This is a genomic window from Roseobacter cerasinus (assembly GCF_009811755.1).
Lineage (GTDB): Bacteria > Pseudomonadota > Alphaproteobacteria > Rhodobacterales > Rhodobacteraceae > Roseobacter > Roseobacter cerasinus.
Genome location: NZ_BLIV01000009.1, coordinates 29456 through 52557, shown reverse-complemented (window position 1 = coordinate 52557; position 23102 = coordinate 29456). Strand labels below are relative to the sequence as shown.

At 62.5% G+C, this 23102-nt stretch carries 23 protein-coding genes and 1 tRNA gene; 20 read left to right on the top strand and 4 right to left on the bottom strand.

Going from position 1 to position 23102, the window contains the following annotated elements:
* Positions 1-93 precede the first annotated feature (93 nt).
* The 12 genes from So717_RS19095 to ribD all read left to right on the top strand — a co-directional run bounded on the left by So717_RS19095 (position 94) and on the right by ribD (position 13403).
* Positions 94-675, top strand: coding sequence for a DUF6151 family protein (locus So717_RS19095; protein WP_238841091.1), 582 nt, complete (start codon positions 94-96; stop codon positions 673-675).
* A 96-nt stretch (positions 676-771) separates the two neighbouring features.
* A complete protein-coding gene (locus So717_RS19090) occupies positions 772-2025 on the top strand; it encodes a sarcosine oxidase subunit beta family protein (RefSeq protein ID WP_159980288.1) in 1254 nt (417 codons plus the stop codon).
* A 62-nt stretch (positions 2026-2087) separates the two neighbouring features.
* The gene (locus So717_RS19085; RefSeq protein WP_159980286.1) at positions 2088-2348 is read left to right on the top strand and encodes a sarcosine oxidase subunit delta; all 261 of its coding nucleotides are present in this window, start codon (positions 2088-2090) and stop codon (positions 2346-2348) included.
* Complete coding sequence (locus So717_RS19080) at positions 2345-5284, top strand: sarcosine oxidase subunit alpha family protein (RefSeq protein WP_159980284.1); 2940 nt, start codon at positions 2345-2347, stop codon at positions 5282-5284. Before So717_RS19085 ends, So717_RS19080 begins: the two co-directional genes overlap by 4 nt.
* Positions 5277-5822, top strand: coding sequence for a sarcosine oxidase subunit gamma (locus So717_RS19075; protein ID WP_159980283.1), 546 nt, complete (start codon positions 5277-5279; stop codon positions 5820-5822). Before So717_RS19080 ends, So717_RS19075 begins: the two co-directional genes overlap by 8 nt.
* Before the next feature lie 30 nt (positions 5823-5852).
* Positions 5853-6155: a hypothetical protein gene (locus So717_RS19070; RefSeq protein WP_159980282.1), complete on the top strand. Its 303-nt coding sequence runs from the start codon at positions 5853-5855 to the stop codon at positions 6153-6155.
* A 45-nt stretch (positions 6156-6200) separates the two neighbouring features.
* Positions 6201-8162 carry a DNA primase gene (gene dnaG / locus So717_RS19065; protein ID WP_159980281.1) on the top strand — a complete coding sequence of 654 codons (1962 nt, stop codon included), beginning with the start codon at positions 6201-6203 and terminating at the stop codon, positions 8160-8162.
* A gap of 211 nt (positions 8163-8373) precedes the next feature.
* The gene (gene rpoD / locus So717_RS19060) at positions 8374-10356 is read left to right on the top strand and encodes an RNA polymerase sigma factor RpoD (protein ID WP_159980280.1); all 1983 of its coding nucleotides are present in this window, start codon (positions 8374-8376) and stop codon (positions 10354-10356) included.
* 658 nt (positions 10357-11014) lie between these two features.
* Positions 11015-11290: an HlyU family transcriptional regulator gene (locus tag So717_RS19055; protein ID WP_159980279.1), complete on the top strand. Its 276-nt coding sequence runs from the start codon at positions 11015-11017 to the stop codon at positions 11288-11290.
* On the top strand, positions 11287-11709 hold the full coding sequence (locus So717_RS19050) for a secondary thiamine-phosphate synthase enzyme YjbQ (protein ID WP_238841089.1): 423 nt from the start codon (positions 11287-11289) through the stop codon (positions 11707-11709). Before So717_RS19055 ends, So717_RS19050 begins: the two co-directional genes overlap by 4 nt.
* A gap of 129 nt (positions 11710-11838) precedes the next feature.
* A complete protein-coding gene (gene nrdR / locus So717_RS19045) occupies positions 11839-12309 on the top strand; it encodes a transcriptional regulator NrdR (protein ID WP_159980278.1) in 471 nt (156 codons plus the stop codon).
* Positions 12306-13403 carry a bifunctional diaminohydroxyphosphoribosylaminopyrimidine deaminase/5-amino-6-(5-phosphoribosylamino)uracil reductase RibD gene (gene ribD, locus So717_RS19040; protein ID WP_159980277.1) on the top strand — a complete coding sequence of 366 codons (1098 nt, stop codon included), beginning with the start codon at positions 12306-12308 and terminating at the stop codon, positions 13401-13403. Before nrdR ends, ribD begins: the two co-directional genes overlap by 4 nt.
* Positions 13404-13406: 3 nt before the next feature.
* Here the strand turns inward: ribD and So717_RS19035 are convergent, their stop codons facing one another.
* The 3 genes from So717_RS19035 to So717_RS19025 all read right to left on the bottom strand — a co-directional run bounded on the left by So717_RS19035 (position 13407) and on the right by So717_RS19025 (position 17980).
* Positions 13407-15413 carry a capsule polysaccharide biogenesis protein gene (locus So717_RS19035; protein WP_238841087.1) on the bottom strand — a complete coding sequence of 669 codons (2007 nt, stop codon included), beginning with the start codon at positions 15411-15413 and terminating at the stop codon, positions 13407-13409.
* Positions 15414-15417: 4 nt separating this feature from the next.
* Positions 15418-16551 (bottom strand): polysaccharide biosynthesis/export family protein, encoded by a 1134-nt coding sequence (locus So717_RS19030; protein WP_498049707.1) that lies wholly within the window; start codon positions 16549-16551, stop codon positions 15418-15420.
* 115 nt (positions 16552-16666) lie between these two features.
* Positions 16667-17980 (bottom strand): capsule polysaccharide biogenesis protein, encoded by a 1314-nt coding sequence (locus tag So717_RS19025; RefSeq protein WP_238841085.1) that lies wholly within the window; start codon positions 17978-17980, stop codon positions 16667-16669.
* 128 nt (positions 17981-18108) lie between these two features.
* Here So717_RS19025 and So717_RS19020 point away from each other — a divergent pair, with 128 nt between their 5' ends.
* The 6 genes from So717_RS19020 (at position 18109) to So717_RS18995 (ending at position 22209) form a co-directional block, all read left to right on the top strand.
* Positions 18109-18702 (top strand): riboflavin synthase, encoded by a 594-nt coding sequence (locus So717_RS19020; RefSeq protein WP_159980276.1) that lies wholly within the window; start codon positions 18109-18111, stop codon positions 18700-18702.
* Positions 18703-18777: 75 nt separating this feature from the next.
* Positions 18778-19902 carry a 3,4-dihydroxy-2-butanone-4-phosphate synthase gene (gene ribB, locus So717_RS19015; protein ID WP_159980275.1) on the top strand — a complete coding sequence of 375 codons (1125 nt, stop codon included), beginning with the start codon at positions 18778-18780 and terminating at the stop codon, positions 19900-19902.
* Positions 19903-19905: 3 nt separating this feature from the next.
* The gene (locus So717_RS19010; protein WP_159980273.1) at positions 19906-20457 is read left to right on the top strand and encodes a 6,7-dimethyl-8-ribityllumazine synthase; all 552 of its coding nucleotides are present in this window, start codon (positions 19906-19908) and stop codon (positions 20455-20457) included.
* Entirely contained in the window at positions 20454-20936 is a 483-nt protein-coding gene (gene nusB, locus So717_RS19005) for a transcription antitermination factor NusB (protein ID WP_159980271.1), read from the top strand. Before So717_RS19010 ends, nusB begins: the two co-directional genes overlap by 4 nt.
* Before the next feature lie 68 nt (positions 20937-21004).
* Positions 21005-21289: a hypothetical protein gene (locus So717_RS19000; protein ID WP_238841083.1), complete on the top strand. Its 285-nt coding sequence runs from the start codon at positions 21005-21007 to the stop codon at positions 21287-21289.
* A gap of 464 nt (positions 21290-21753) precedes the next feature.
* Positions 21754-22209: an MmcB family DNA repair protein gene (locus So717_RS18995; protein ID WP_159980450.1), complete on the top strand. Its 456-nt coding sequence runs from the start codon at positions 21754-21756 to the stop codon at positions 22207-22209.
* On the opposite strand, the gene So717_RS18990 is transcribed toward So717_RS18995, so the two are convergent.
* On the bottom strand, positions 22206-22403 hold the full coding sequence (locus So717_RS18990) for a DUF6324 family protein (RefSeq protein WP_159980267.1): 198 nt from the start codon (positions 22401-22403) through the stop codon (positions 22206-22208). The two genes, So717_RS18995 and So717_RS18990, sit on opposite strands and share 4 nt — an antisense overlap.
* Before the next feature lie 82 nt (positions 22404-22485).
* Here So717_RS18990 and So717_RS18985 point away from each other — a divergent pair, with 82 nt between their 5' ends.
* Together So717_RS18985 and So717_RS18980 are read left to right on the top strand one after the other, a co-directional pair.
* The gene (locus So717_RS18985; RefSeq protein WP_159980265.1) at positions 22486-22968 is read left to right on the top strand and encodes a GNAT family N-acetyltransferase; all 483 of its coding nucleotides are present in this window, start codon (positions 22486-22488) and stop codon (positions 22966-22968) included.
* Between the two features lie 43 nt (positions 22969-23011).
* Positions 23012-23088 (top strand) — tRNA-His (locus tag So717_RS18980).
* Positions 23089-23102 lie beyond the last annotated feature (14 nt).

The following is a 23102-nucleotide window of genomic DNA, read 5'->3' as shown; positions in this document are numbered from 1 at the left end:
CCTGCCAACCTCGGCGTAACGTCCGGCTCAGATCGGCGCTGCCCGATCCTTCGGGATGCGTGACAGCGCCACACCTCATCTGGAGTGGGCGAGATGACCGAGGTTGCGTTTTCATGTTCCTGCGGCACCTTGAAGGGGGTGCTGCACGAGGTGTCACCGGCGACCGGGTGCCACCTTCTGTGTTACTGCAAAGACTGCCGGGCTTTTGCGCGCCACATGGGCCGCATAGATGACCTTGAACCCGGCGGCGGCTGCCCGCTGGTGCAGGTGCTACCCGCGCGGATCGAGATCACCGACGGGGAGGATCAGATCGCCTGCCTGCGCCTCTCTCCCAAAGGGTTGCATCGCTGGTATGCGCGCTGTTGCAACACGCCCCTGGCCAATACCGTCGGATCATCGCGGATGCCGCTGGCCGGCATGTGGCGCCCGCTGTTCGCGCAGACAGACCCCTTTGGCCCGGTCGCCACATTGGGGTTCACCAAGGCGGCCCTGCCGGGTGGCCCGCGCCGCGACAAGGGTCTTGGGCGCATGTTGGGCGGGCTGCTCAAGCGGACGCTGGCGGCCTATCTGAACGGGACCGCACGGCAAAGCCCGTTCTTTGACGCGTTCGGCGCGCCTGTGTCACCGCCTCTGGTGCTGGACCAGACCCAGAGGGCTGCAGCCTATGTCGAATAGCCGCGCGTGTCTTTCCGCGACATCTTAGGTCGGTTTCGGGGGAGGGGGCAGTATTGGCCCTGATAGTCTCCGGCTCGTAGCACAAGGGAGCACATCGTGACGTTTTCGGGCCTGCGCGTTCTGAAGGAAGGTCTGACCGGGAATAGAGGCTGGGCGCCGCATTGGCGTGACCCGGAGCCCAAGGCCGCCTATGACGCGGTGATTATCGGAGGCGGCGGACATGGGCTTGCCACGGCCTACTATCTGGCGAAAAACCACGGGTTGACCAATATTGCGGTTCTGGAGAAGGGCTACATCGGCGGCGGCAACATCGGGCGCAATACCACCATCGTGAGGGCGAATTATTTCCTGCCGGGGAATTCGGAATTCTACAGCCATTCGCTGAAGCTTTGGGAGGGGTTGGAGGAGGATCTCAATTACAACGTGATGCATTCGCAGCGCGGGATCATCAATCTCTTTCATTCCGACGGGCAGCGCGATGCTTTTGTCCGGCGCGGTAATGCGATGATCACTCAGGGGGATGATGCGATCCTGCTCGACCGGGAGGGCGTGCGGCAACATCTGCCCTATCTCGATTTCGAGAACACGCGCTTTCCGATTTACGGCGGGCTTTATCATCCGCGCGGGGGCACCGCGCGGCATGACGCGGTCGCCTGGGGCTACGCCCGGGGGGCTGACCGGCGCGGTGTTGACCTTTTGCAAAACTGCGAGGTCACCGGCATCGATATTGAAAACGGCGCGGTATGCGGAGTGCAGACCACGCGCGGGGCGATCCGCGCGAAGAAGGTCGGGATCGTCGTGGCCGGGCGCTCCAGCCAAGTGGCGGCGATGGCCGGAATGCGTCTGCCGATCGAAAGCCATGTGCTGCAGGCTTTCGTGACCGAAGGGTTAAAGCCCTGCATCGACCATGTGGTGACTTTTGGCATGGGGCATTTCTACATCAGCCAGTCCGACAAGGGCGGGCTTGTTTTTGGGGGCGATCTGGATTTCTACGCCTCTTATGCCAGCCGGGGGAACCTGCCGACGGCAGAGCATGTGATGGAGGCGGGCATGACGCTGATGCCGATGATCGGGCAGGCGAAGCTGTTGCGCAGCTGGGGCGGGATCATGGATATGACGCCCGATGGCTCTCCGATCATCGACAGGACGGAGACGGACGGGCTCTTTATCGACTGCGGGTGGTGTTATGGCGGGTTCAAGGCGGTGCCTGCATCGGGTTATGCCTTTGCGCATCTGATGGCGACAGGACAGCATCATGAGACGGCGGCGGCGTTCCGGTTTGATCGGTTCCGCACCGGGCGCGGCCTTCTGGATGAAGAGGGCACCGGCTCTCAACACAATCTGCATTGAGGGCGGCTGAACATGCGTCATTTTTTGAGTATTTTGGGAAGAATGAAGGGGAGCGGGCGCGCATGCGGCTGACCTGTCCGATCTGCGGCGCGCGGGATCGTCGGGAGTTCTACTATCAAGGCGAGGCCTTGGCACGGCCCGCGCCGGGTGCGGGTGCAGAGGCGTGGGATGAATACCTGCACCTGCGCGACAATCCGGCGGGCGTGCGGCGTGAGTTGTGGCAGCATGAGGCGGGCTGTGGTGCTTGGCTGGTGGTCGAGCGCAACACAAGTACGCATGAGGTTTTGGGCGTGTCGCTGGTGCTGGATGAGGCGCAGGCATGAGGATCGACGGCAAAGGGCTTGTGGATCGGTCAAAGCCGATACGCTTCCAGTTCGAGGGGATTGGCCACACCGGGTTTGAGGGCGATACGCTGGCCTCGGCTTTGCTGGCCAAGGGTGTGCGGCTGATGGGGCGGTCGTTCAAGTATCACCGTCCGCGCGGTGTGCTGAGTGCAGGCAGCGAGGAGCCCAACGCGCTGGTGACCATCGGGCGCGGTGCTGTGCAGGAGCCGAATGTGCGCGCCACGATGCTGGAGATCCACGACGGGCTTGACGCGCGGGCGCAGAATGCCTGGCCGTCGCTCAAGTTGGATGCCATGGCGGTGAATGATCTGGCCTGGCCGTTTCTGGGCGCGGGGTTCTACTACAAGACCTTCATGTGGCCACGCGGCTTTTGGGAGCGGCTGTATGAGCCGGTGATCCGGCGCGCGGCTGGTCTGGGCGCGCTGAGTGGGGCGCATGCTGCGGATCGTCATGAGAAAGCCTATGCGTTTTGCGATCTCTTGGTCATCGGGTCGGGGCCTGCGGGTCTGATGGCGGCGCTGACGGCGGGGCGCGCCGGGGCCGATGTGCTTTTGGTTGAGGAAGACAGCCGGTTTGGTGGACGGCTGAACGCGGAGACCTTCCAGGTGGAGGGGTTGGCCGGGTCGGACTGGGCGGCTCAGGCCATTGCGGAACTGTGCGGGATGCCAAATGTGCGCCTGATGCACCGGACTGCCGTGGTTGGCGCCTATGATCACGGCACCTATGCCGCTGTCGAGCGGGTGAACGCGCATCGGGCAAGGCCTCCCGAGGGTGGTGTGCGGGAGACATTCTGGCGCATCGTGGCCAAGCACGCGATCCTCGCGGCAGGTGCCATTGAGCGGCCTGTGGCATTCGAGAACAATGACCGGCCCGGCATCATGACGGCGGGGGCCGTGCGGGCCTATCTCAACCGGTGGGGCGCGAGTCCGGGACGGCGCGTGGCGGTCTTTGGAAACTGCGATGACGCGCATCGCACGGCCCGTGATCTTGAAGCGGCGGGCGTTGAGGTTGCGGCGCTGATCGACAGCAGAGAGGACATTGCGCATCCCGGCGTGGATTGCCGGGTCTACAGCGGCGCGGTGGTCACCGGCAGCACCGGGCGTCTGGGGCTCAAGCGGATTTCGGTGCAGGCGGCGGATGGTCGAAAGGAGATTGAGGTCGATTGTCTGGCCATGTCGGGCGGCTGGAACCCGACGGTGCATGTGACCTGTCATATGAATGGCCGGCCCACCTGGCGCGAGGATATCGCGAGTTTCGTCCCGACCCCGGGCAGCATCCCCGGCCTTGTGGCGGTGGGGGCCTGTGCGGGAGAGTTCAGCACGCAGGCCTGCCTGACGGCCGGCGCTGTAGCCGCGAAAGAGGTCCTTAAGGATCTGGGTCTGAAACCCCCACGCGGGGCTTTGGTCCCGGAGGCGGAGGATACCCCCTACCGGATTGCGCCGCTCTGGGCGGTGCCGGGCAAAGGCCGCGCCTGGCTCGATTTTCAGAATGACGTGACCGTGAAGGACGTGAGGCAAGCAGCGGTCGAGAACTTCCGCTCCGTCGAGCACATGAAGCGCTACACCACCCAAGGCATGGCGACAGATCAGGGCAAGAACTCCAATGTTGGGGCGCTGGCTGTGCTGGCGGATGTCACGGGGCGGGGCATCCCAGAGACGGGCATAACGACCTTCCGCCCGCCGTTTTCGCCTGTGTCTGTGGCCACCTTCGGGGCCGGGGCGCAGGGGATGGGTTTTGCGCCGCAGCGGCTCACCACCTCTCACGCGGAGAGCGTGGTGCGCGGCGCGCCGATGATCGAGGCGGGGCTCTGGTATCGGCCCAGCTATTTCCCACAAGACAGCGAGACCCATTGGCGGCAGTCCTGCGACCGCGAGGTGGGGTATGTGCGCAATGCGGTGGGCGTCTGCGATGTCTCGACCCTGGGAAAGATCGACCTGCAGGGGCCGGGTGCCGCGGAGCTTTTGGATTTTGTCTACACCAACGGCTTTTCCACGCTGAAAGTGGGGCGCGTGCGCTATGGGCTGATGCTGCGCGAAGACGGCTTTGTCATGGACGACGGGACAACGGCGCGGCTTGGCCCGGAGCATTTCGTCATGACGACCACAACAGCGGCCGCCGGGCAGGTGATGCGGCATCTGGAGTTTGTGCATCAGGTGCTCTGCCCACATCTTGATGTGCGCTTCACCTCGGTGACGGAGCAATGGGCGCAGTTCGCCGTGGCGGGGCCTAAGTCACGCGCGCTACTGAACGCGGTGTTGGAGCAGCCGATTGACAACGACAGTTGGCCCTTCATGGCCTGCGGTGAGATCATGCTCTGTGACGTTCGAGGGCGGCTTTTCCGGATCTCCTTCTCCGGTGAACACGCCTATGAGGTCGCCGTGCCCGCACGCTTTGGCGAGAGCCTGTTCAAGCTGCTGGTGGCGCGCGCCGAGGCACTGGGGGGCGGGGCCTATGGGATGGAAGCGCTCAACGTGCTCAGGCTGGAGAAAGGGCACATCACGCACGCAGAGATTCACGGGCGCACAACCGCCTTCGACATTGGCTTTGCGCGGATGGTGAGCGGCAAGAAAGACTGCATCGGCAAGACCATGGCCGCGCGCGAGGGGCTGGTCGATCCGGGCCGCGAGCGGCTGGTGGGGCTGAAGTCGGTGGGGGAGGACGCAACGCTCAGCGCAGGCGCACATCTCTTTGACACGAGCGTGGCCATGACGCCGGAGACCAGCCTTGGCTATACAACTTCTGCTGCGTTTTCCCCGACCTTGGGCCATCACATCGCGCTTGGATTTCTGCAGCATGGCCCGGACCGCCTCGGAGAGGTGATCCGCTGTGTCGATCACATGCGCGGTCTGGAGGCCGAGGTGGAGATCTGTGATCCGGTCTTTTTCGACCCGGAGGGAGGGCGCGCCCGTGGTTGAGCTGATCGCCAAGAGCCCCTGCGCCGGTCTGCTGCCGCTTGCGATCGGCGATGTGCAGGTTGTCGAAGTGGATCTCGGGGTGCTGACATCCATCGCACCTTATGCCGGGCAAGGCGGGGCAACCTCTGACGCGCTGCGTGCGGCACATGGTATGCGTTTCCCCAAGCTCAATCGCGCTACGGGCAAGGACGGGGCGCGGGCGATCTGGTTTGGGCGAGACATGGCCTTGCTGGCCGGGCCGCCTTGTGATGCATCGATGGCAGAGCACGCCGCGCTGACGGATCAGTCGGATGCCTGGGCGTCGGTTGTCGTCTCGGGGGCTGCGGCGGAGGATGTGCTGGCCCGGCTGGTGCCCATCGACCTGCGGCAGGCGCATTTCGCAACCGGCCACGCGGCGCGCACGTTGGTCAAACATATGGCGGCCTCCATCACGCGAACAGGGCCGGAGAGCTTTCTGATCCTGGTGTTTCGGTCGATGGCGCGGACACTTGCTCATGACCTCAAAGAGGCTATGGAAGCTGTCGCCGCGCGCGGGTAGACTGCCCCAAATCTAGTGAGGTGGAAATATATGGTGCGTTTCATTCTGGCAGCGGCTTTGGCCGTCACAGCAGCCCCGGCGCTGGCCGAAACCGAAAAAGAAGTCAGCTGTGGCTATCAGGCCGAGGTGGTGGCAGCGATCCGTCAGGCGCGGCTTGACCGCGTGAAGGAGCGCGACGTCGAGAAGACTGTGCTGGCGGGCGAGCCGAGCTGGCCTGAGAACTTCAACAACGCGATCCCGCTGGTCACGCCCTGGATCTACGAGATGCCGCGCAAGGATGTGCGCGACAATGATCTGGCGGCGGTCTGGAAGGACGCCTGCCTCGCGCAGTGATGTGACTGCTTTCGCCGGGGGCTGCGCTGTGGCATCATCCCGGCGATGAGCCTGCCACCCGGATTCTTGGACGAACTGCGCACCCGCCTGAGCCTGACCTCCGTGGTCGGGCGCAAGGTCATGTGGGACATGCGCAAGTCCAACCAGGCCAAAGGCGACATGTGGGCGCCGTGCCCCTTCCACCAGGAGAAATCGGCCAGTTTCCACGTCGATGACCGCAAGGGGTTTTACTACTGCTTTGGCTGTCACGCCAAAGGCGATGCGATCTCCTTTGTGCGCGAGACGGAGAATGTGGGCTTCATGGAGGCGGTGGAGATCCTGTCGCGCGAGGCGGGGATGACCATGCCCGCGCGCGACCCGCAGGCGCAGCAGAAGGCCGACAAACGCAGCCAGTTGGCCGAGGTGATGGAGCAGGCGGTGAAGTTCTTCCGCCTGCAACTGAACACCGGCGCGGCGGCGGAGGCGCGCACCTATCTCGACCGGCGTGGCCTGGATGCGGCAGCGCTGGAGCGGTGGGAGATCGGCTTTGCGCCCGATCAGTGGCAGGGGCTCTGGGATCATCTCAAGGCCAAGAACGTGGAGGATCAGCTGATCCTCGATGCCGGTCTGGCGAAACCGTCGAACAAAGGCGGCAAGCCCTATGATACATTCCGGGGCCGCATCATCTTCCCGATCCGCGATGCGCGGGGGCGGGCAATCGCCTTTGGCGGGCGGGCGATGGACCCGAATGACAACGCCAAATACCTGAACTCGCCCGAAACCGCGCTTTTCGACAAGGGGCGCAGCCTGTTCAACCACGGCCCTGCGCGCACGGCTGCAGGCAAGGGCCAACCGTTGATCGTTGCCGAAGGCTATATGGATGTGATCGCGCTGGCCTCCTACGGGTTTGAGGCGGCGGTGGCACCTTTGGGCACGGCGGTGACGGAAAACCAGTTGCAGATGCTCTGGCGCATCGCGCCCGAACCGATTGTCGCCCTGGATGGAGACACCGCGGGGCTGCGGGCGGCCATGCGGCTGATCGATCTGGCGCTGCCGCTCTTGCAGGCGGGCCAATCGCTGCGTTTTGCGATCATGCCGCCGGGCAAGGATCCGGACGATTTGCTGCGCGCCGACGGGGCGCCTGCGCTGCAAAAGCTGCTCGATGAGGCCATGCCCATGGTGCGGCTACTCTGGCAGCGCGAGACAGAGGGCAAGGTCTTTGACAGCCCCGAGCGCAAGGCCGCGCTCGACAAGACGCTGCGCGACAAGATCACGCAGATCAAGGACCCGTCCATCCGCAGCCACTACGGTCAGGAAATCAAAGACTTACGCTGGCAGCTGTTCCGCCCTCAGCGCGGTGCCGGGCCCCGGTCTGGCGGGGCAGGGCGGCGCTGGACGGCGTCACCAACGGCGCTGGCCTCCACCAAGGCCTCGGTGCTTGCAGCAGCGGCGGACCCAGGCGCCACAGATCATCTGCGGGAGGCCGTGGTTCTTGCGGTTCTTCTGACCCGCCCCGAACTGATCGAACCTTTTGAGAGCGGTCTGGAACAGATGCGCTGCAGTGACCCGCTGCATGCGGATCTCCGTGATCTGATGTTGCGGCACATGGATCTGGATGCCGGCGCGCTACACACCCGCATTTCGGAGGCGTTGGGGCCGGAGCCTCTTGAAAACCTGATGTCTCAACGCCATGTGGCCATTGTGCCGTGCATTCGGGTCCCCGGCGATCTGGACAAGGCGCGTCTGACCATTGCCGAAGAACTCGCCAAGCTGCAAAGCACCCGTGGCCTTGATGCCGAGATGGCCGAGGCTGTGGAGGACTTGGATGGTGTCGCGGATGAAGGGCTGACCTGGCGCGTGTCAGAGGCAGCACGGGCCGCAGAGCAGGCCCGGCGCAGCGGGCAGGAAGACAGGGCGGAGTACGATGTGGCCGAGAACGGCGCTGTGCTCAGCCGGGACGAAAGGCGCAGATTGCATGACCTCTTGGGCCAAATCAGCATCGAAAAGCCAGGCAGATCATCGGGCTGAGAGGCGCCGCGCCGAATCACTTCGCAGCCTTACACCAGTTTTACGGGTGTTGCGTGGGGCAAATAAGCACCACTCACCGGGCAGTTAACCTTATCTGAACGGGAAAAGACCAGAAAAAGAAGGTAAATGGGGTGGTCGAATCACCCAGAACCGCTAGATGATTCCCTAATGATTCGGGCAAGCGAATCGTTGAGACGCTGAGGAGCATGGAATGGCCGCGAAAGACAGCAACACCGACGCAAAACCGGACGATCAGGACGCAGGCCATTCGCTTGATATGAGCCAGGCCGCCGTCAAGAAGATGATCGGCGAGGCGCGCGAAAAGGGCTACATCACCTACGATCAGCTGAATACAGTGCTGCCGCCGGATCAGGTGAGCTCCGAGCAAATCGAGGATGTGATGTCGATGCTGTCCGAGATGGGCATCAATATCATAGAGGACGAAGACGCCGAAGAGGAAGAGGCCAAGGGCTCCACCGAGCTGGCGACCACCGAAGGTACACGCGAGGTCACACTCGGGTCAGGCACGGCAGAGAAGCTGGACCGCACCGATGACCCGGTGCGCATGTATCTGCGCGAGATGGGCTCGGTTGAGTTGCTGTCGCGCGAGGGTGAGATCGCGATTGCCAAGCGCATCGAGGCCGGCCGCAACACGATGATCGCGGGCCTCTGCGAGAGCCCGCTGACATTTCAGGCGATCACCATCTGGCGCGACGAATTGCTGTCCGAAGACATTCTGCTGCGTGATGTGATCGACCTTGAGGCGACCTTCGGCAACCAGATGGATGAAGATGGCGGTGTGGACGAGCCTGTTGTGGCCGCCGATGGCACCGCTGAGAAGAAGGAAGAGGAAGGTCCTGAGCTTGATGCCGATGGCAACCCCATCGCGCAGGATGATGACGATGATGACGACGATCAGGCCAATATGTCGCTCGCCGCGATGGAGGCCGCACTCAAGCCGCAGGTGCTTGAGGCGCTGGATACCATTGCCGAGGATTATTCCAAGCTGAGTGAAATGCAGGATAGCCGCATTTCGGCCACGCTGAATGAGGACGGCACCTTTTCGGCCTCGGACGAGGAACTCTACCAGAAACTGCGCTCCGAGATTGTGTTGCTGGTGAATGAGCTGCACCTGCACAACAACCGCATCGAGGCCCTGATCGACCAGCTTTATGGCATCAACCGCCGCATCATGCAGATTGACAGCTCGATGGTGAAGCTGGCGGATCAGGCGCGGATCAACCGGCGTGAGTTCATCGACGAATATCGCGGTTATGAGCTGGATCCGAACTGGCTGGAGCGGATGGCCGAAAAGTCCGGTCGCGGTTGGCAGATGTTCATCGAACGCTCCACTGACAAAGTGGAGCAGCTGCGCACCGATATGGCGCAGGTCGGCCAGTATGTGGGGCTCGACATCTCTGAATTCCGGCGCATCGTGCAACAGGTGCAGAAGGGCGAGAAAGAGGCGCGCCAGGCCAAGAAGGAAATGGTCGAGGCGAACCTGCGTCTGGTGATCTCCATCGCCAAGAAGTACACCAACCGCGGGTTGCAATTCCTTGATCTTATTCAGGAAGGCAACATCGGCTTGATGAAGGCGGTGGATAAATTTGAGTACCGCCGCGGGTATAAATTCTCGACCTATGCGACCTGGTGGATCCGCCAGGCGATCACCCGGTCGATTGCCGATCAGGCGCGCACCATCCGCATTCCGGTGCATATGATCGAGACGATCAACAAGCTGGTCCGCACCGGGCGTCAGATGCTGCATGAGATCGGCCGCGAGCCGACGCCGGAAGAACTGGCCGAGAAGCTGCAGATGCCGCTGGAAAAGGTCCGCAAGGTGATGAAAATCGCCAAGGAGCCGATCTCGCTGGAGACGCCGATTGGCGACGAGGAAGATTCGCAGCTTGGTGATTTCATCGAGGACAAGAATGCCGTGCTGCCGCTCGACAGCGCCATTCAGGAGAACCTGAAAGAGACCACAACGCGTGTGCTGGCGTCCCTCACGCCGCGCGAAGAACGCGTGCTGCGTATGCGCTTTGGTATCGGCATGAACACCGACCACACGCTCGAAGAGGTCGGTCAGCAGTTCAGCGTGACTCGCGAACGGATCCGCCAGATCGAAGCGAAGGCCCTGCGGAAGCTGAAACATCCAAGTCGGTCGCGCAAGTTGCGATCGTTCCTGGATCAGTAGCAAGCGGGTCGAACAGGTTCATCTGACACACGAGCAATTGGCCTGTTTTCTCGCGTAACCGACCACGTGAAGCCTACAATAATAATATCTAGCGGTCGGCGAAATTATGCTGATCGTAAGTCTTTCTATCGATGGGTTATCACTTGGCGTATCTAGTTTTGATAGCCAACACTCTCAATTTACTAAGTTTTTTCTGAATCTCACCGTATTGGCAGGACGTTATAGGGTTAAGGCCAAATCAATGGCCTACTTAGCCTTTAAGGTTCTGTTAACACTGTTGAAGTATCGATGGCAGCGGAGCCGAGGGCTCCGCTGCTTATCAGTTAGTGGAAGTATTGGCTTGATAAGTTTAGTGGCCGCTTTGCAGAGCGGCCACTTATCTTTGCCCGGTATCGGTAACCAAACATTTAATTTTTTGACACGATTTTAGAAAAAAACTCTCAGGCATGACGCTATTTAGCGTCACTTCTGGTCAGGTGGAGATTGTCTTTGCAAAGGACGCGCTTTGTGGTGAAGCTACCTCATAGCCTGCTGCTTCCATTCCGGCACCGCGACTACAACTGGAAAGGATCGTGCACGGACTGCCGCCGGGCCGCATGCATCTTTTCACGTGCTCGATGGTACCATACGGCACAATAAGTAGATGGGAAGTAATTGTATGTCATTTCTCAAAAAGCTCTTTGGCAGTGGAGGCGGCTCGGAGCCGAAAGCCTCAAGCGAGGCCTACGAGGGCTTTCAGATCACACCGACACCCATTGCCGAGGGCAACACCTACCGTGTGGCCGCGACCATTGAGAAAGAAGTGGACGGCGAGATGCAAACCCACAAGCTGGTGCGCGCGGATACTTTGCAGGGGCTTGAGGAGGCGCAGAAAGCTTGCATTCGCAAGGCCAAGCAGGTGATCGACGAGCAGGGCGAGCGGATTTTTCGGTGAGCTCTGACGACCTGCCTGATATTACGGTGGGGACCCAGGGGCAGGGACTCTACGAGATCACGGACCAAATTGCGCCGCTCACAGGCTCGGGGCTACTGACGCTGTTCATCCGGCACACCTCGGCCAGCCTGCTCATTCAGGAGAATGCCGACCCGGAGGTGCAGACCGATCTCGCCAACTTCTTTGCCCGGCTGGTTCCGCCGTCGAGCGACCCGTCGATGGCCTATCTCACCCACACCTATGAAGGCCCGGATGACATGCCCGCGCATATCAAGTCAGCCCTTCTGCCGACGCATCTGAGCATTCCCGTGGCAGAGGGGCGCATGGCGCTTGGCACCTGGCAGGGCATCTATGTCTTTGAGCACCGCGACCGGCCGCATCAGCGCCACGTCGCCCTCTCTTTCATGCGCAGCATCTGAGCACCGCTGGCGCTACCATATCTTGGGTCGCATTTCCCCCCTACCCAAAACTTAGGCGCTGACCTATAAGTGTGGATAAGTGGGGCGGCGATCCCACAAAGAGGCGGATAGAGGAAGGGGAGACAGCCCATGCGCTGCCCGTTTTGCGGAAACATTGACACCCAGGTGAAAGACAGTCGGCCCGCAGAGGATCATGTCTCGATCCGGCGGCGGCGCTTCTGCCCGGCCTGTGGCGGGCGGTTCACCACATACGAGCGCGTACAGCTGCGTGATCTGGTGGTGATCAAGTCCAACGGCAAGCGCGAGGATTTCGACCGCGACAAGCTGGAGCGCTCGATCCGCATTTCGATGCAAAAGCGCCCCATCGATCCCGAACGCATTGACCAGATGATCTCTGGCATCGTGCGGCGCTTGGAGAGCATGGGCGAGACCGACATCCCCTCCAAGACCATCGGCGAGATCGTGATGGAAGCGCTGGCGCGGATCGACACTGTGGCCTATGTGCGTTTTGCCAGCGTTTACAAGAACTTCCAGGCGGCTGATGACTTTGATAAATTCGTCAGCGAGCTGCGGCCCGACGTCCCACCTGAAGAAGAGTGAGCGCAGACGCGCGATACATGGCCCTCGCAATGTCCTTGGGGCGGCGAGGGCTTGGCCGGACGTGGCCCAATCCCGCTGTTGGTTGCGTCATCGTCAGGGACAGCCGCGTCGTTGGCCGCGGTTGGACCCAACCCGGAGGCCGCCCGCATGCCGAGACCGAGGCACTGGCGCAGGCAGGTGCAGCGGCGCGCGGCGCGGATGTCTATGTGACGTTGGAGCCGTGTTCCCATCACGGGAAGACCCCACCCTGTGCGCAGGCTCTGATAGATGCAGGTGTGGCGCGCGTCGTGATTGCGGCGAGCGACCCTGACCCGCGGGTCAGCGGGCAGGGCGTCGATATGTTGAAAGCGGCGGGCCTTGTGGTGGAGGCAGGCCTCATGGCCGACCTCGCCTTGCAGGACAACGCAGGCTTTTTTGCGCGGGTTGAACTGGACCGTCCCTTTGTCACGTTGAAGCTGGCCAGCAGCTTCGATGGGCGCATCGCAACGGCGACGGGGGAAAGCCAGTGGATCACAGGTCCGGCAGCGCGGCGCTGGGTGCATGCTCTGCGCGCGCGCCATGACGCGGTCATGGTGGGCGGCGGGACCGCGCGCAAGGATGACCCGAGCCTGACCGTGCGCGGCCTCGGCACCTCCTGGCAGCCTGCGCGTGTGGTGATCAGCAGGCGGCTGGATCTGCCGCTGATGAGCACGCTGGCGCGGACAGCCAAGGACGTGCCGGTGATCCTCTCTCATGGCCATGACGCAGACGCGACACTGGTCCAGACGTGGCAGGATATTGGGGCTGTGCTGCTCCCCTGCGCGGCCTCCGGCGGTCAGCTGGACCCGGCGGATGTCTTGCGGCAGCTGGCCGGGCACGGGCTGACGCGGGTGTTCTGCGAAGGCGGCAGCGCGCTGGCCGCCAGCCTGATCGAGGCTGATCTGGTGGATGAGCTTGTGGGCTTTACCGCCGGTCTTGCTATCGGGGCCGAAGGTCTGCCGTCCATCGGGGCGCTTGGACTGAGCCATTTGCAGGATGCCCCGCGCTTTGCACTGGCAGAAAGCCGCACCATCGGGGGCGATAGTTTGCACGTCTGGCGGCGACAGATGCAGTGATCCTCAGCGCCAGAAAGCCGCGCGACTGGCCAGCAGCCCCTGAAGTTTCGACAGCATCCGATTACCCGGCCCCGGTGTCGGCAGATCTCCAGTGGCAAGCCGCGCGACAACCACTTCCACCGGGCAGGGCAGGCCGGTTTTCGGATCGAGATAGCGCGGGTAGTCGATCAGCGTGGCATGCACGAGGCCCGGCAGGGAGGGGCGCGCGCGGCGGCGCGGCGGGACATCGCCCAGATCAGTGGTCAGCCCCCAGCCCGCATAGAACGGCGCTCCAAGGGTTGTGACCGGCACGCGCCGCAGCACGGCCTCGAAGCCGAGGAGAGAGGTCATCGTCCAGACCTCCTGAACTTGCTCCAGCAGGGTGACAACGTCCGCCCTGACAGCGACGTGATCCGCAAGACCGGTGGTGTCGCAGGCGCCGGGGCGCAGGCCAGCCTCCACATCCGGATGTGGTTTGTAGATCAGCTGTGCCGAAGGATGGGCGGCCCGCGCCGCTTTCAGCAGATCAATATTGGTTCGAATCGCGCTGGTTCCGGTGGTGATGGAGGCGTCATCCTCCACCTGTCCGACCACAAGAATGCGCTGCCCATCTGGCAGTGTGCTGGCGGCGCCACCGAGGTTGTATTTGCTGAGCGCGCCTTGTGTGATGGCCCGGATGAGCGCGCGTGCCCGTGCCTCCTGATCGGGGCGCAATGTGGCGCGCGCGGCGATCAGAGCTTCAAGGCGGCTGGGCCGGGTGGGGTCGTAGTAGATGCCCTGATCATCCAGCACCAGCGACAGCGGCGGCACAAGGGCGGCGCCCAGACCGCGCGAACGCAGAAAACCGTCTTCAACCCGCGCGGCTGTGTCGGGCGTACCCAGCGCCGCGCTGGCCCAGACCATCTGCCTGCGAGTGTCGCCCGGTGGGGCGTTCCAGAACTGGATCGGTCGGTGGCGACCGAAGAACCGTTGCAGATGCGGGCGTTTCCACAGGCGCATGCCGGATGCGGCCCAGCCGCGATGGTCCTCGCGCCACACCCGGGCCTCAGCGGCAAGCGCCTCGACGGCTGTGGCCAGATCACAGAGCTGATCGCGGTGCGGATCGTACCACGTGGGATAGAGCAGCATCGCTGCGGCAAAAAGCTGCGCGCGGCTCAGCCTGCGCTGGCGGCGGTGTAGGGGGAACTCATCCTGCGTCAGGCCCCAACCTGCATAGAAAGGTTGGCCGAAAACGCGCGGTTTGTGCCCGGCAAAGATCGCCTCGAACCCCAGTTGTGATGAGACCGTGTAGACCGCCACGGCCCCTTCGAAGAGGGTCCAGGGGCTGACAGGCTCCGTCAGGCAAGTGACGTGATCTGACAGATCATCCTCGGTGAAGTACCCTGCGCGAAAGCCTGCGGCAGCTTCGGGGTGGGTTTTGAGAATGATGCGCGCGCCCGGGTTCTCCTCCTGCGCCACAAACAGCATCTCAAGAAAACGGTTCCGATCAGCGCCGCTGGCGGTGACGGAGGCGTCACCCCGGCTCTGATCCAGCACAAGGACATATCCCGGCGGCGGGGTGGGGACCGAGGGGTCAACCGCGCTGAATTTGGTCAGATGCGCCTCTTTGATCCGCGTGATCAGGCCCCGCGCCTGATCGAGCAGGGCGGTGTCGTCCAGTGGATGGGTGCTGAGCAGACGTTCGAGGTCGGAGATCTGCGATGGGTCATAGTGAACGCCGCTGTGATCTATCAACAGGCCCAGCGGTGGCTCTTTCGCGCGCCCGGGGTGCAGGGAGCGCAGCCAGGCGTCTTCGATCCGGACCAGCCCGACGCCGCTCCGGGCCGCGATGGCCTCTCCGCGGTGCGCAGTGGGGCTTTGGCCCCAGACACCAACCAGATCATCCGGGCCGGGCCAACCTGTGGTCACCCGATATCCGCTGAGGGTGAGAATCCGGCGCAGCCGCTTTTGCGTGAAAAAGCCACTGTTGTAGACAAAGAGACGTCTGCGGGTGGTCTCGGCGGCGGAAGGGGCGTCGCGCCGGGTCGTCACGGGCCTAGTTGGCGAGCTGGTCGATCTGGGAGGCGGGCGCCACGAGCGACCCGAACACGGCTGAAACCGCCTTGTTCCACTGCGCCAGCGGCGCCTCGGTCACGTAGATGGTGTCGCCATCGCGCACAACGAAGTCGCGCGCGACAAACATGCCGTTGGGCTCCGTCAGATCAAGCAGATAGATCATGCGCTGCGCGCCCACCAGATCGTCGCGGCCCAGCACCTGTGCCGCCACCTCTGACGGTTCGTTGCGAAACAGGAAGATCCCGGTCGGATCAGATGTGGCGGAGACAAGCCCGCCCACCTGTGCAATGGCTTCAAGGGCAGAAAGGGTCTGTGTCTGGAACGGCACGCGGGCCTGTGCGCCCGTGGCGCCCAGTGCGGTGAAGGAACGCGTGTCTTCCTCAACCAGAATACGGTCCCCACCGCGCAGCGCAATGTCGAGCTGGGGGTGCCGGTAGAGATCCTGCAGCCAGATGCGGCCGCGTTCGCGGCCTCTGATCACGGTGATCTGTGCAATTTCGGGTTCGATGGTCACGCCGCCTGCGCGCGCCAGCATGGTCGACAGCGTGCGGGTGGGCCGTTCGATGGCATAGACGCCTTGCCCGCCCACCGACCCGGTGAGCGATACGGTGGAGCCATCGCCTGCCTCGCGGCGCACCTCGACTTGCGGGTCGGGCGTCTGATCTTCCAGCTTGCGGGTGATGATGCGCCGGATGGCTTCGGGGGAATTGCCCGCCGCCTTGATGCGACCGGCGTAGGGCACAAAGATGAAGCCATCGCCGTCCACCTGCACGGTTTCAAGCAGGGTTGCGTTTCCGGTTTCTCCCGACAGCAACCCGTCATCGACGTTTTCCCAGATTGTCAGGCCCAACACATCACCTGCGCGGATTGTGTCAGAGCCAAGCGCGCCCGCGGTCGTGAAGTTGTCGGAAAACTCCAGCGCTGGCACAACGGCTGTGGCGCGGGTCACGCGGTCGTTCACGGTAATGATGAAGGCGTCGCCTTCCTTTTGCACCGATCCGCGATAGATCTGGCGCTTGTTCGGGCCAACATGGGGCAGGCCGCATGACGCCAGAACGGCCAAAGCCGCCACAACAGCAATGGGGCGCGCCCATCCAAACCCGGAAGTTGCCACTCTGCGGTCTCCTCGACCTGATCGAACTCTGCCTCGAATTGCCGGTTTTTCCGGCATATTTCCGGAGACCATATCGCGTTCTGCCTGCAAAATCCAGCCGTTGCGCGGCGCGGCTCTACCGGACCAGATTGATCTGTTGCGGATCAGTCGCGCTTGACCCCGCCTGTGCCGCGTAGGGGTGGTGTTCCGCCAGCATCAGGTCAACCACGTGCCGCAGCAGTTGCTGGCGCCCACGGCTGGCGTAGAAGCTGCCCGCGATCTGGCTCGTCTGCAAAAGAAACGCGCGGAAATCTCTATAGGCAGCATGGTCGGGGCGCACCGGATCGGCGAAGAACTCGGCCAGCGGCTGGTCCGACACCAGCTCGGGCTTGTTGTAGATCGCATCGCCAAAGGGCCGCAGCGGGATGCCACGCCAGAGCGCTTGCTGCCCGGAGGTGGAATTCACGGTCACCGCGCTGCGCGCTTGATCGAGCAGCCGGGCTAGCTTGCCGCCGCGCAGGTAGTGCACGCGCTTGCCGATCCCATAATCACGGGCCAGCCGCCGAATGTCGCGCCGGAGCGGCGCGCGCCCGTCTTCCAGCGGGTGCGCCTTGAAGACGAGATGATGATGCGCTGGCGCCCCTGCGGCAAACTGCGAGATCACGCAGTCGAGAAAGGCGGCCATCGTGTCGAACGGGGCATGGTGCTGAAAGGCGCTGTCATGCTCCAGTTGCAACAGCGCCACGTGGTAGGGAAAGCCGCCCCGTTGAACGTGAAAGGTGGTGATGCGCCGCTCAAGCGATTGAAACGGCATCAGAAACAGCCTGCGCACATAGAGCCGGAATTCCTGCGCCACGTTCAAAGCGCGGTGCGGCCTGAAGTGGCGATAGCTGCGGTTCAGCGCCATGACAAACCCGTGGTAGAGCGCGCCATAGAACACATGCTGACGCATATCCCCCCAGTGACAGGGCGGTATCGGCGCATCGCGCGCCGGGTGCGCTTGGGCGGCGCGCATCTCGGCCAAGCTCATCCGCATCAGGGCGGAGTGCCCGTTCGAGCCGTCGCGCTCGTAGTTGACCCAATAGGGGCGCAGATATCCTTCCTCGAAGACATGCACGCGCAGCCTGCGGCGCCTTGCCTCGGCGATGGCTTCGGCGTGCATCCAGCGCGCATCCCCATAGAGAACAATGTCCGTCACCGCCTTGCCGTCAATGAGGCCGCACAGAACCTCCTGCCATTGGTCCTGCGGTGCGCGGAAGGGGATGTAGCTGTGGCGGGCGGGCCAGAAAATCCGGTCGCCCATGTTGAAGCCCACGCGCAGCACATCAGCGCCTGCTGCAATTAGCCTTTGACCCAATTTATAGAAAAACGGGCCGTGCGGCCCTTGCAGAAACAAAAAGACACGCTTGCCAAGGGGAGGATGCAGGGCCACAACGGATGTCGTTGTCACAATTGCCTTCGCTCGTTTTTGCCACCCATCCGATTTATGGCAGGTCGGGGTGCATCGGGCAAGCGCCGGGACTTGCGCACGCGGCTGCCTGCGTCTAACTCACCATAAACGCGCGAGGACACGGCTCAATGTTTACAGGCATCATCACCGATATTGGCGAGGTTCTGGACCTCACGCAAGAAGGCGATCTGCGCGTGCGGCTGCGCACCGGCTATGACACCAGAAACATCGACATGGGGGCGTCCATCGCCTCGGATGGGGTCTGCCTGACGGTCGTTGATCTGGGGCCCGACTGGTATGAGGTGCAGGTCAGCGCGGAGACCGTGGATAAGACCAACCTTGGGGCCTGGGCGGTCGGCAAACGGGTCAATCTCGAACGCGCCTTGCGTGTGGGGGATGAGTTGGGTGGGCATATCGTCTCCGGTCACGTTGATGGCGTGGCGGTTGTGGTCTCCGTGACCGACGAGGGCGACAGCACCCGCGTTGTGTTGCGCGCGCCCGAGGATCTGGCGCGGTTCATTGCGCCAAAGGGGTCTGTTGCGCTCAACGGGACGTCCCTCACCGTGAATGAGGTTGATGGATCCGAGTTCGGCATCAACTTCATCCCGCACACCAAGATTGCCACCACCTGGGGGGATGTGGCCGTGGGCGACCGCGTCAATCTGGAGATCGACACCCTGGCCCGTTACGTCGCGCGCCTTGGCGATATGCAGGGCGCTTGAGCGCCGCGCGCGTCTGGTCAAGACATCGGCGCTGCGATATGAGCCTGCGCAAGTGGAATGAAAGGCACGCGCGCCATGAGCTTTGAAACCCCCGGGCCAATTGAGACTGATCTGCGCGCCAAGATCGCGCCCATTGAGGACATCATCGAAGATGCGCGGCAGGGTCGCATGTTCATTTTGGTCGATCATGAGGATCGCGAGAATGAAGGGGATCTTGTGATCCCGGCGCAATCTGCCGATGCCGCTGCGATTAACTTTATGGCCACGCATGGGCGGGGGTTGATCTGCATGCCGCTGACGGCAGAGCGTGTCGAGACCCTCGGGCTGCCGATGATGGCCGTGAACAACTCCTCGCGGCATGAGACAGCTTTCACCGTGTCCATTGAGGCGCGCGAGGGCGTCAGCACCGGCATTTCGGCCGCAGATCGCGCGCTGACGGTGGCGGTGGCCATTGATGAGGACAAGGGGCAGGCGGATATTGCGACGCCCGGGCATATCTTTCCGCTGCGGGCGCGTCGGGGCGGTGTTCTGGTGCGGGCCGGTCATACCGAGGCGGCGGTCGACATCAGCCGCCTTGCAGGGTTGCACCCCTCGGGCGTGATCTGTGAGATCATGAAGCCTGATGGCGAGATGGCGCGGCTGCCCGATCTGGTGGCGTTTGCGGCGGAGCACGGGCTGAAGATCGGCACGATCAGCGATCTGATTTCCTACCGGCTCAAGCATGACAACCTGCTGCGCCTGCGCGACGAGCGCGAGGTGACCTCGACCTTTGGCGGCAGCTGGCACATGCGGGTCTTTGCTGATGAAATCACCGGCACCGACCATGTGATGCTCAGCAAGGGTGATCTGAATGATGACGCGCCGATCCTCGTGCGGACCCATGCGCTGAACGCGCTGGAAGATGTGCTGGGCCTTGGCCCAAGCCCGGCAGATGAACTGCCCCGGGCGATGGAGATCATCGCCGAGGAGGGGCGGGGGGCTGTGCTGCTCTTCCGCGAGCCGCATCCCAAGCTGAGGCTGGACGGTGACGAAGACGACGGCCCGCGCACGATCAAACGCACCGGTGTCGGCGCGCAGATCATGTCGAGCCTCGGGTTCCGTGATCTGATCCTGCTCACCGACAGTCCGCAGACCAAATATCTGGGCCTTGAGGCCTACAACCTCTCCATCGTGGGCACGCGCCCGATCACCAAGGAGTAGCCCATGGCTGCGAACGAACAGCACTACGTCCTGCCGCGCCCGGAGTTCGACAAACCGGTCAAAATCCTGATTGTCGTGGCGCCGTACTACAAGGACATCGCCGACAATCTCGTGGCCGGTGCAAAAGCCGAGATCGAAGCGGCGGGTGCCACATGGGAGCTCATTGAGATGCCCGGGGCGCTCGAAGTGCCCACAGCTATCGGCATCTCGGACCGGCGCAGCAATTTTGATGGCTACGTGGCGCTTGGTTGCGTGATCCGGGGCGAGACCACACACTATGAGACGGTCTGCAACGACAGCAGCCGGGCGCTGCAACTGCTGGGCCTGCAGGGGCTCTGCATCGGCAATGGTATCCTGACCGTGGAGACCCGCGCGCAGGCCGAGGCGCGCGCCGACGTTGCGGGCCAGAACAAGGGTGGGGGAGCCGCAGCAGCCGCCTTGCATCTTGTGGCGATGGCCCGTAAGTGGGCCACCCAATCCAAAGGCATTGGCTTCAAGCCCGCAGGGCAGGACACGCTGATCGCCGGTTCAAGTGACGGATCGAAGACCGCATGACATCGCTGCATGGCAACCTCTCTGGCAACCAGCGCCGGAAAATGAAATCCGCCGCCCGGCTCTATGCCGTGCAGGCGCTGTTTCAGATGGAGCATTCCTCCCAGACCATCGAAGCCGTACGGGCTGAATTCTTCGACCACCGCTTCGGCGCGACCTATGATGGCGCTGAGATGCTGGACGGCGATATGGAGCTGTTTGGCGAGGTGCTGGAGGGCGCTGTGAACTATCAGGCCCCGATTGACCAGATGACAGATCGGGCGCTGGTGGCCAAATGGCCCATTGCGCGGATTGATCCGACCTTGCGCGCGCTCTTCCGTGCGGCGGGGGCTGAGCTGCAGGGCAAGCAGACCCCTCCCAAAGTTGTGATCACCGAATATGTCGATGTGGCGCGGGCGTTCTTTCCTGAGGGGAAAGAGCCAAAATTCGTGAATGCGGTGCTGGATCACATGGCCCGTGAGGCGCGGCCCGAGGCGTTTTGAAACGCCGAGACCCTGCGCTAGTTTCTGAACGAAGGAGACAGCCCATGCCGCGAGTCGTCAGATTGTACATGAGAAGCGCCTTTACCGGCTTTGCCGTGGCGGGCGCCTTTGTGGCCCTTGTTTTGTGGCTCAATGTGGCGAATCTCGGGCATCTGGTGTCCACCTCTGACGTGGCTCTCATGGCCGTCGCGGTGTTTTGGGTTTTGAACGGTATTGTCTTTTCGGGCGTACAGTTTGCCTGGGCAATCACGGCCGTTGCGGAAAAAGACCGGCCTCACGACACCGGAGGCGGTGGCCCTCGCCAGGCTGTGCCCGTATTGGTTGCGGCAAGAGACCGCAACCGGGGCCGTTAACGCTAATTTTGCTCGAATCTCTCTGGACTTTTACGCAGCAGTCGCCATCTTTAAGTCAAAGGAGACCGGCAATGTTCGAGTATATTCTTCGTGTAATCCGTCAGATTTTTGCGCAGCCGCAGCATGAGCAGCTTCTGATCCCGGTTCGTGTTGAAGGAAAGCGTCCGCTGCACAGACGGCGCTGAACAGCTGTTTTAAGACGGCTGGGGTCGAGTGACGGGCCCGCAGCAACCGTTTGGTTCTTATTCCCGAGGACCTGTATATACAGGTGGGTGCCAGGTAAACTGACCAGGGCCAGAACAGAGCCAGCTCCCTCGGATTTGCTTAAGGCCACCGGAATGTAACCGTAGACGTGAAGAGCAGAACCCGTCCTCACTGCACTTAGGACCCAACGCCTGCCGGGGCAAGGGCATGCACAAAATACTCTTGATCGATGTTCTCTATCTGTTCATAGTTTGACTATGATGCATGCCGACGCTTCACCCCTACAGCCCGGACAGTTGCTTGCCCGCGGGGCGAGCCGCCTTCTGTCGAGCTACGGGTTTGTGAGCGTCGACGAAGTGATCCCCGCACGCGGTCTGCGGGTGGACGTCATGGGGCTTGGCCCCAAGGGCGAGATCTGGGTGATCGAGTGCAAATCGAGCCGCGCGGATTTCCAGTCGGATCACAAATGGGATGGATACTTGCCGTGGTGCGACCGCTTCTTCTGGGCCGTGGATGAGCATTTCCCGACTGAGCTGTTGCCGGATGACACCGGGTTGATCATCGCGGACCCCTATGGCGGAGAGATCATCCGCATGGGCCCCGAGGCCAAGCTGGCCGCCGCGCGGCGCAAGGTGATGATCCAGAAGGTGGCGACAACGGCTGCGCGGCGGTTGCAGGGGTTGCGTGATCCAGAGATGGCTCTGGACGTGGGCTAACGCCGCTTTGGTGCCATGTTGCGCGCGCGATTCGCCGCGGCCACGATTTCCTCGGCGATTTCGTCCGCGTCATCGGGGGCGAAATCCATGGGAATCTCAACACCGTCCGATTCCACATAGATGCGCACCATGCCCTTGTCTGTCGGCCCGATCTGAAGGTTTGCTTCGATGTCGCGTTCGGTGTCGATACTCATATGCGCTCTCCCGTCTGAAAGTGCAGGCATCGCTAGCTTGCACCGCCTTGAAAGGCAAGCGGCCATAGGGTTTGTTGCGCATATGGATAAGGTAACTATTCGTCGTTTCACGGCAGATGACCGCGATTGGTTGGTGACGCAGCACGGCACGCTTTATGCGCAGGCCGAAGGGTTTGACGCGAGCTTTGGCGTGTTGGTGAGTGAGATCCTCGACGATTTCATCGCGCAGCACGATCCGAAGGTCGAGCGCGGGTGGATCGCCGAGGAGGCGGGACAGCGGCTGGGGTCGATTTTCTGCGTGCGTCTGTCGGACACGACAGCCAAGCTGCGCCTGTTTCTGCTGGTGCCCGAGGCACGCGGCAAGCGGCTGGGCAAGCGGCTTTTGGCAACCTGCATGAGCTTTGCCGAAGGCCGGGGGTATCAGGGCATGCAGCTTTGGACCCATGAAAGCCACACGGCGGCCTGCGCGCTTTATCGGGCCACAGGCTGGGACAGAGTGAGCTCAAATCCGGTGCACTCCTTCGGGCAGGATCTGGTCGAAGAGAGCTGGACCTATCGCTTCTAACCCCCTTGCAATCCGCAATCCGGGCGGATAAATCGAAGCTCGTGCCGCCTTAGCTCAGTTGGTTAGAGCGCCTGATTGTGGATCAGGAGGTCCCTGGTTCGAGCCCAGGAGGTGGTACCATCTTCAGCCCAAGC

Coding starts and splice junctions, on each gene's coding strand:
- So717_RS19095 (WP_238841091.1), top strand. CDS start 94: ATGACCGAGGTTGCGTTTTCATGTTCCTGCGGCACCTTGAAGGGGGTG.
- So717_RS19085 (WP_159980286.1), top strand. CDS start 2,088: ATGCGGCTGACCTGTCCGATCTGCGGCGCGCGGGATCGTCGGGAGTTC.
- So717_RS19080 (WP_159980284.1), top strand. CDS start 2,345: ATGAGGATCGACGGCAAAGGGCTTGTGGATCGGTCAAAGCCGATACGC.
- So717_RS19070 (WP_159980282.1), top strand. CDS start 5,853: ATGGTGCGTTTCATTCTGGCAGCGGCTTTGGCCGTCACAGCAGCCCCG.
- dnaG (WP_159980281.1), top strand. CDS start 6,201: ATGAGCCTGCCACCCGGATTCTTGGACGAACTGCGCACCCGCCTGAGC.
- rpoD (WP_159980280.1), top strand. CDS start 8,374: ATGGCCGCGAAAGACAGCAACACCGACGCAAAACCGGACGATCAGGAC.
- So717_RS19055 (WP_159980279.1), top strand. CDS start 11,015: ATGTCATTTCTCAAAAAGCTCTTTGGCAGTGGAGGCGGCTCGGAGCCG.
- nrdR (WP_159980278.1), top strand. CDS start 11,839: ATGCGCTGCCCGTTTTGCGGAAACATTGACACCCAGGTGAAAGACAGT.
- So717_RS19020 (WP_159980276.1), top strand. CDS start 18,109: ATGTTTACAGGCATCATCACCGATATTGGCGAGGTTCTGGACCTCACG.
- ribB (WP_159980275.1), top strand. CDS start 18,778: ATGAGCTTTGAAACCCCCGGGCCAATTGAGACTGATCTGCGCGCCAAG.
- So717_RS19010 (WP_159980273.1), top strand. CDS start 19,906: ATGGCTGCGAACGAACAGCACTACGTCCTGCCGCGCCCGGAGTTCGAC.
- nusB (WP_159980271.1), top strand. CDS start 20,454: ATGACATCGCTGCATGGCAACCTCTCTGGCAACCAGCGCCGGAAAATG.
- So717_RS19000 (WP_238841083.1), top strand. CDS start 21,005: ATGAGAAGCGCCTTTACCGGCTTTGCCGTGGCGGGCGCCTTTGTGGCC.
- So717_RS18995 (WP_159980450.1), top strand. CDS start 21,754: ATGCATGCCGACGCTTCACCCCTACAGCCCGGACAGTTGCTTGCCCGC.
- So717_RS18990 (WP_159980267.1), bottom strand. CDS start 22,403: ATGAGTATCGACACCGAACGCGACATCGAAGCAAACCTTCAGATCGGG.
- So717_RS18985 (WP_159980265.1), top strand. CDS start 22,486: ATGGATAAGGTAACTATTCGTCGTTTCACGGCAGATGACCGCGATTGG.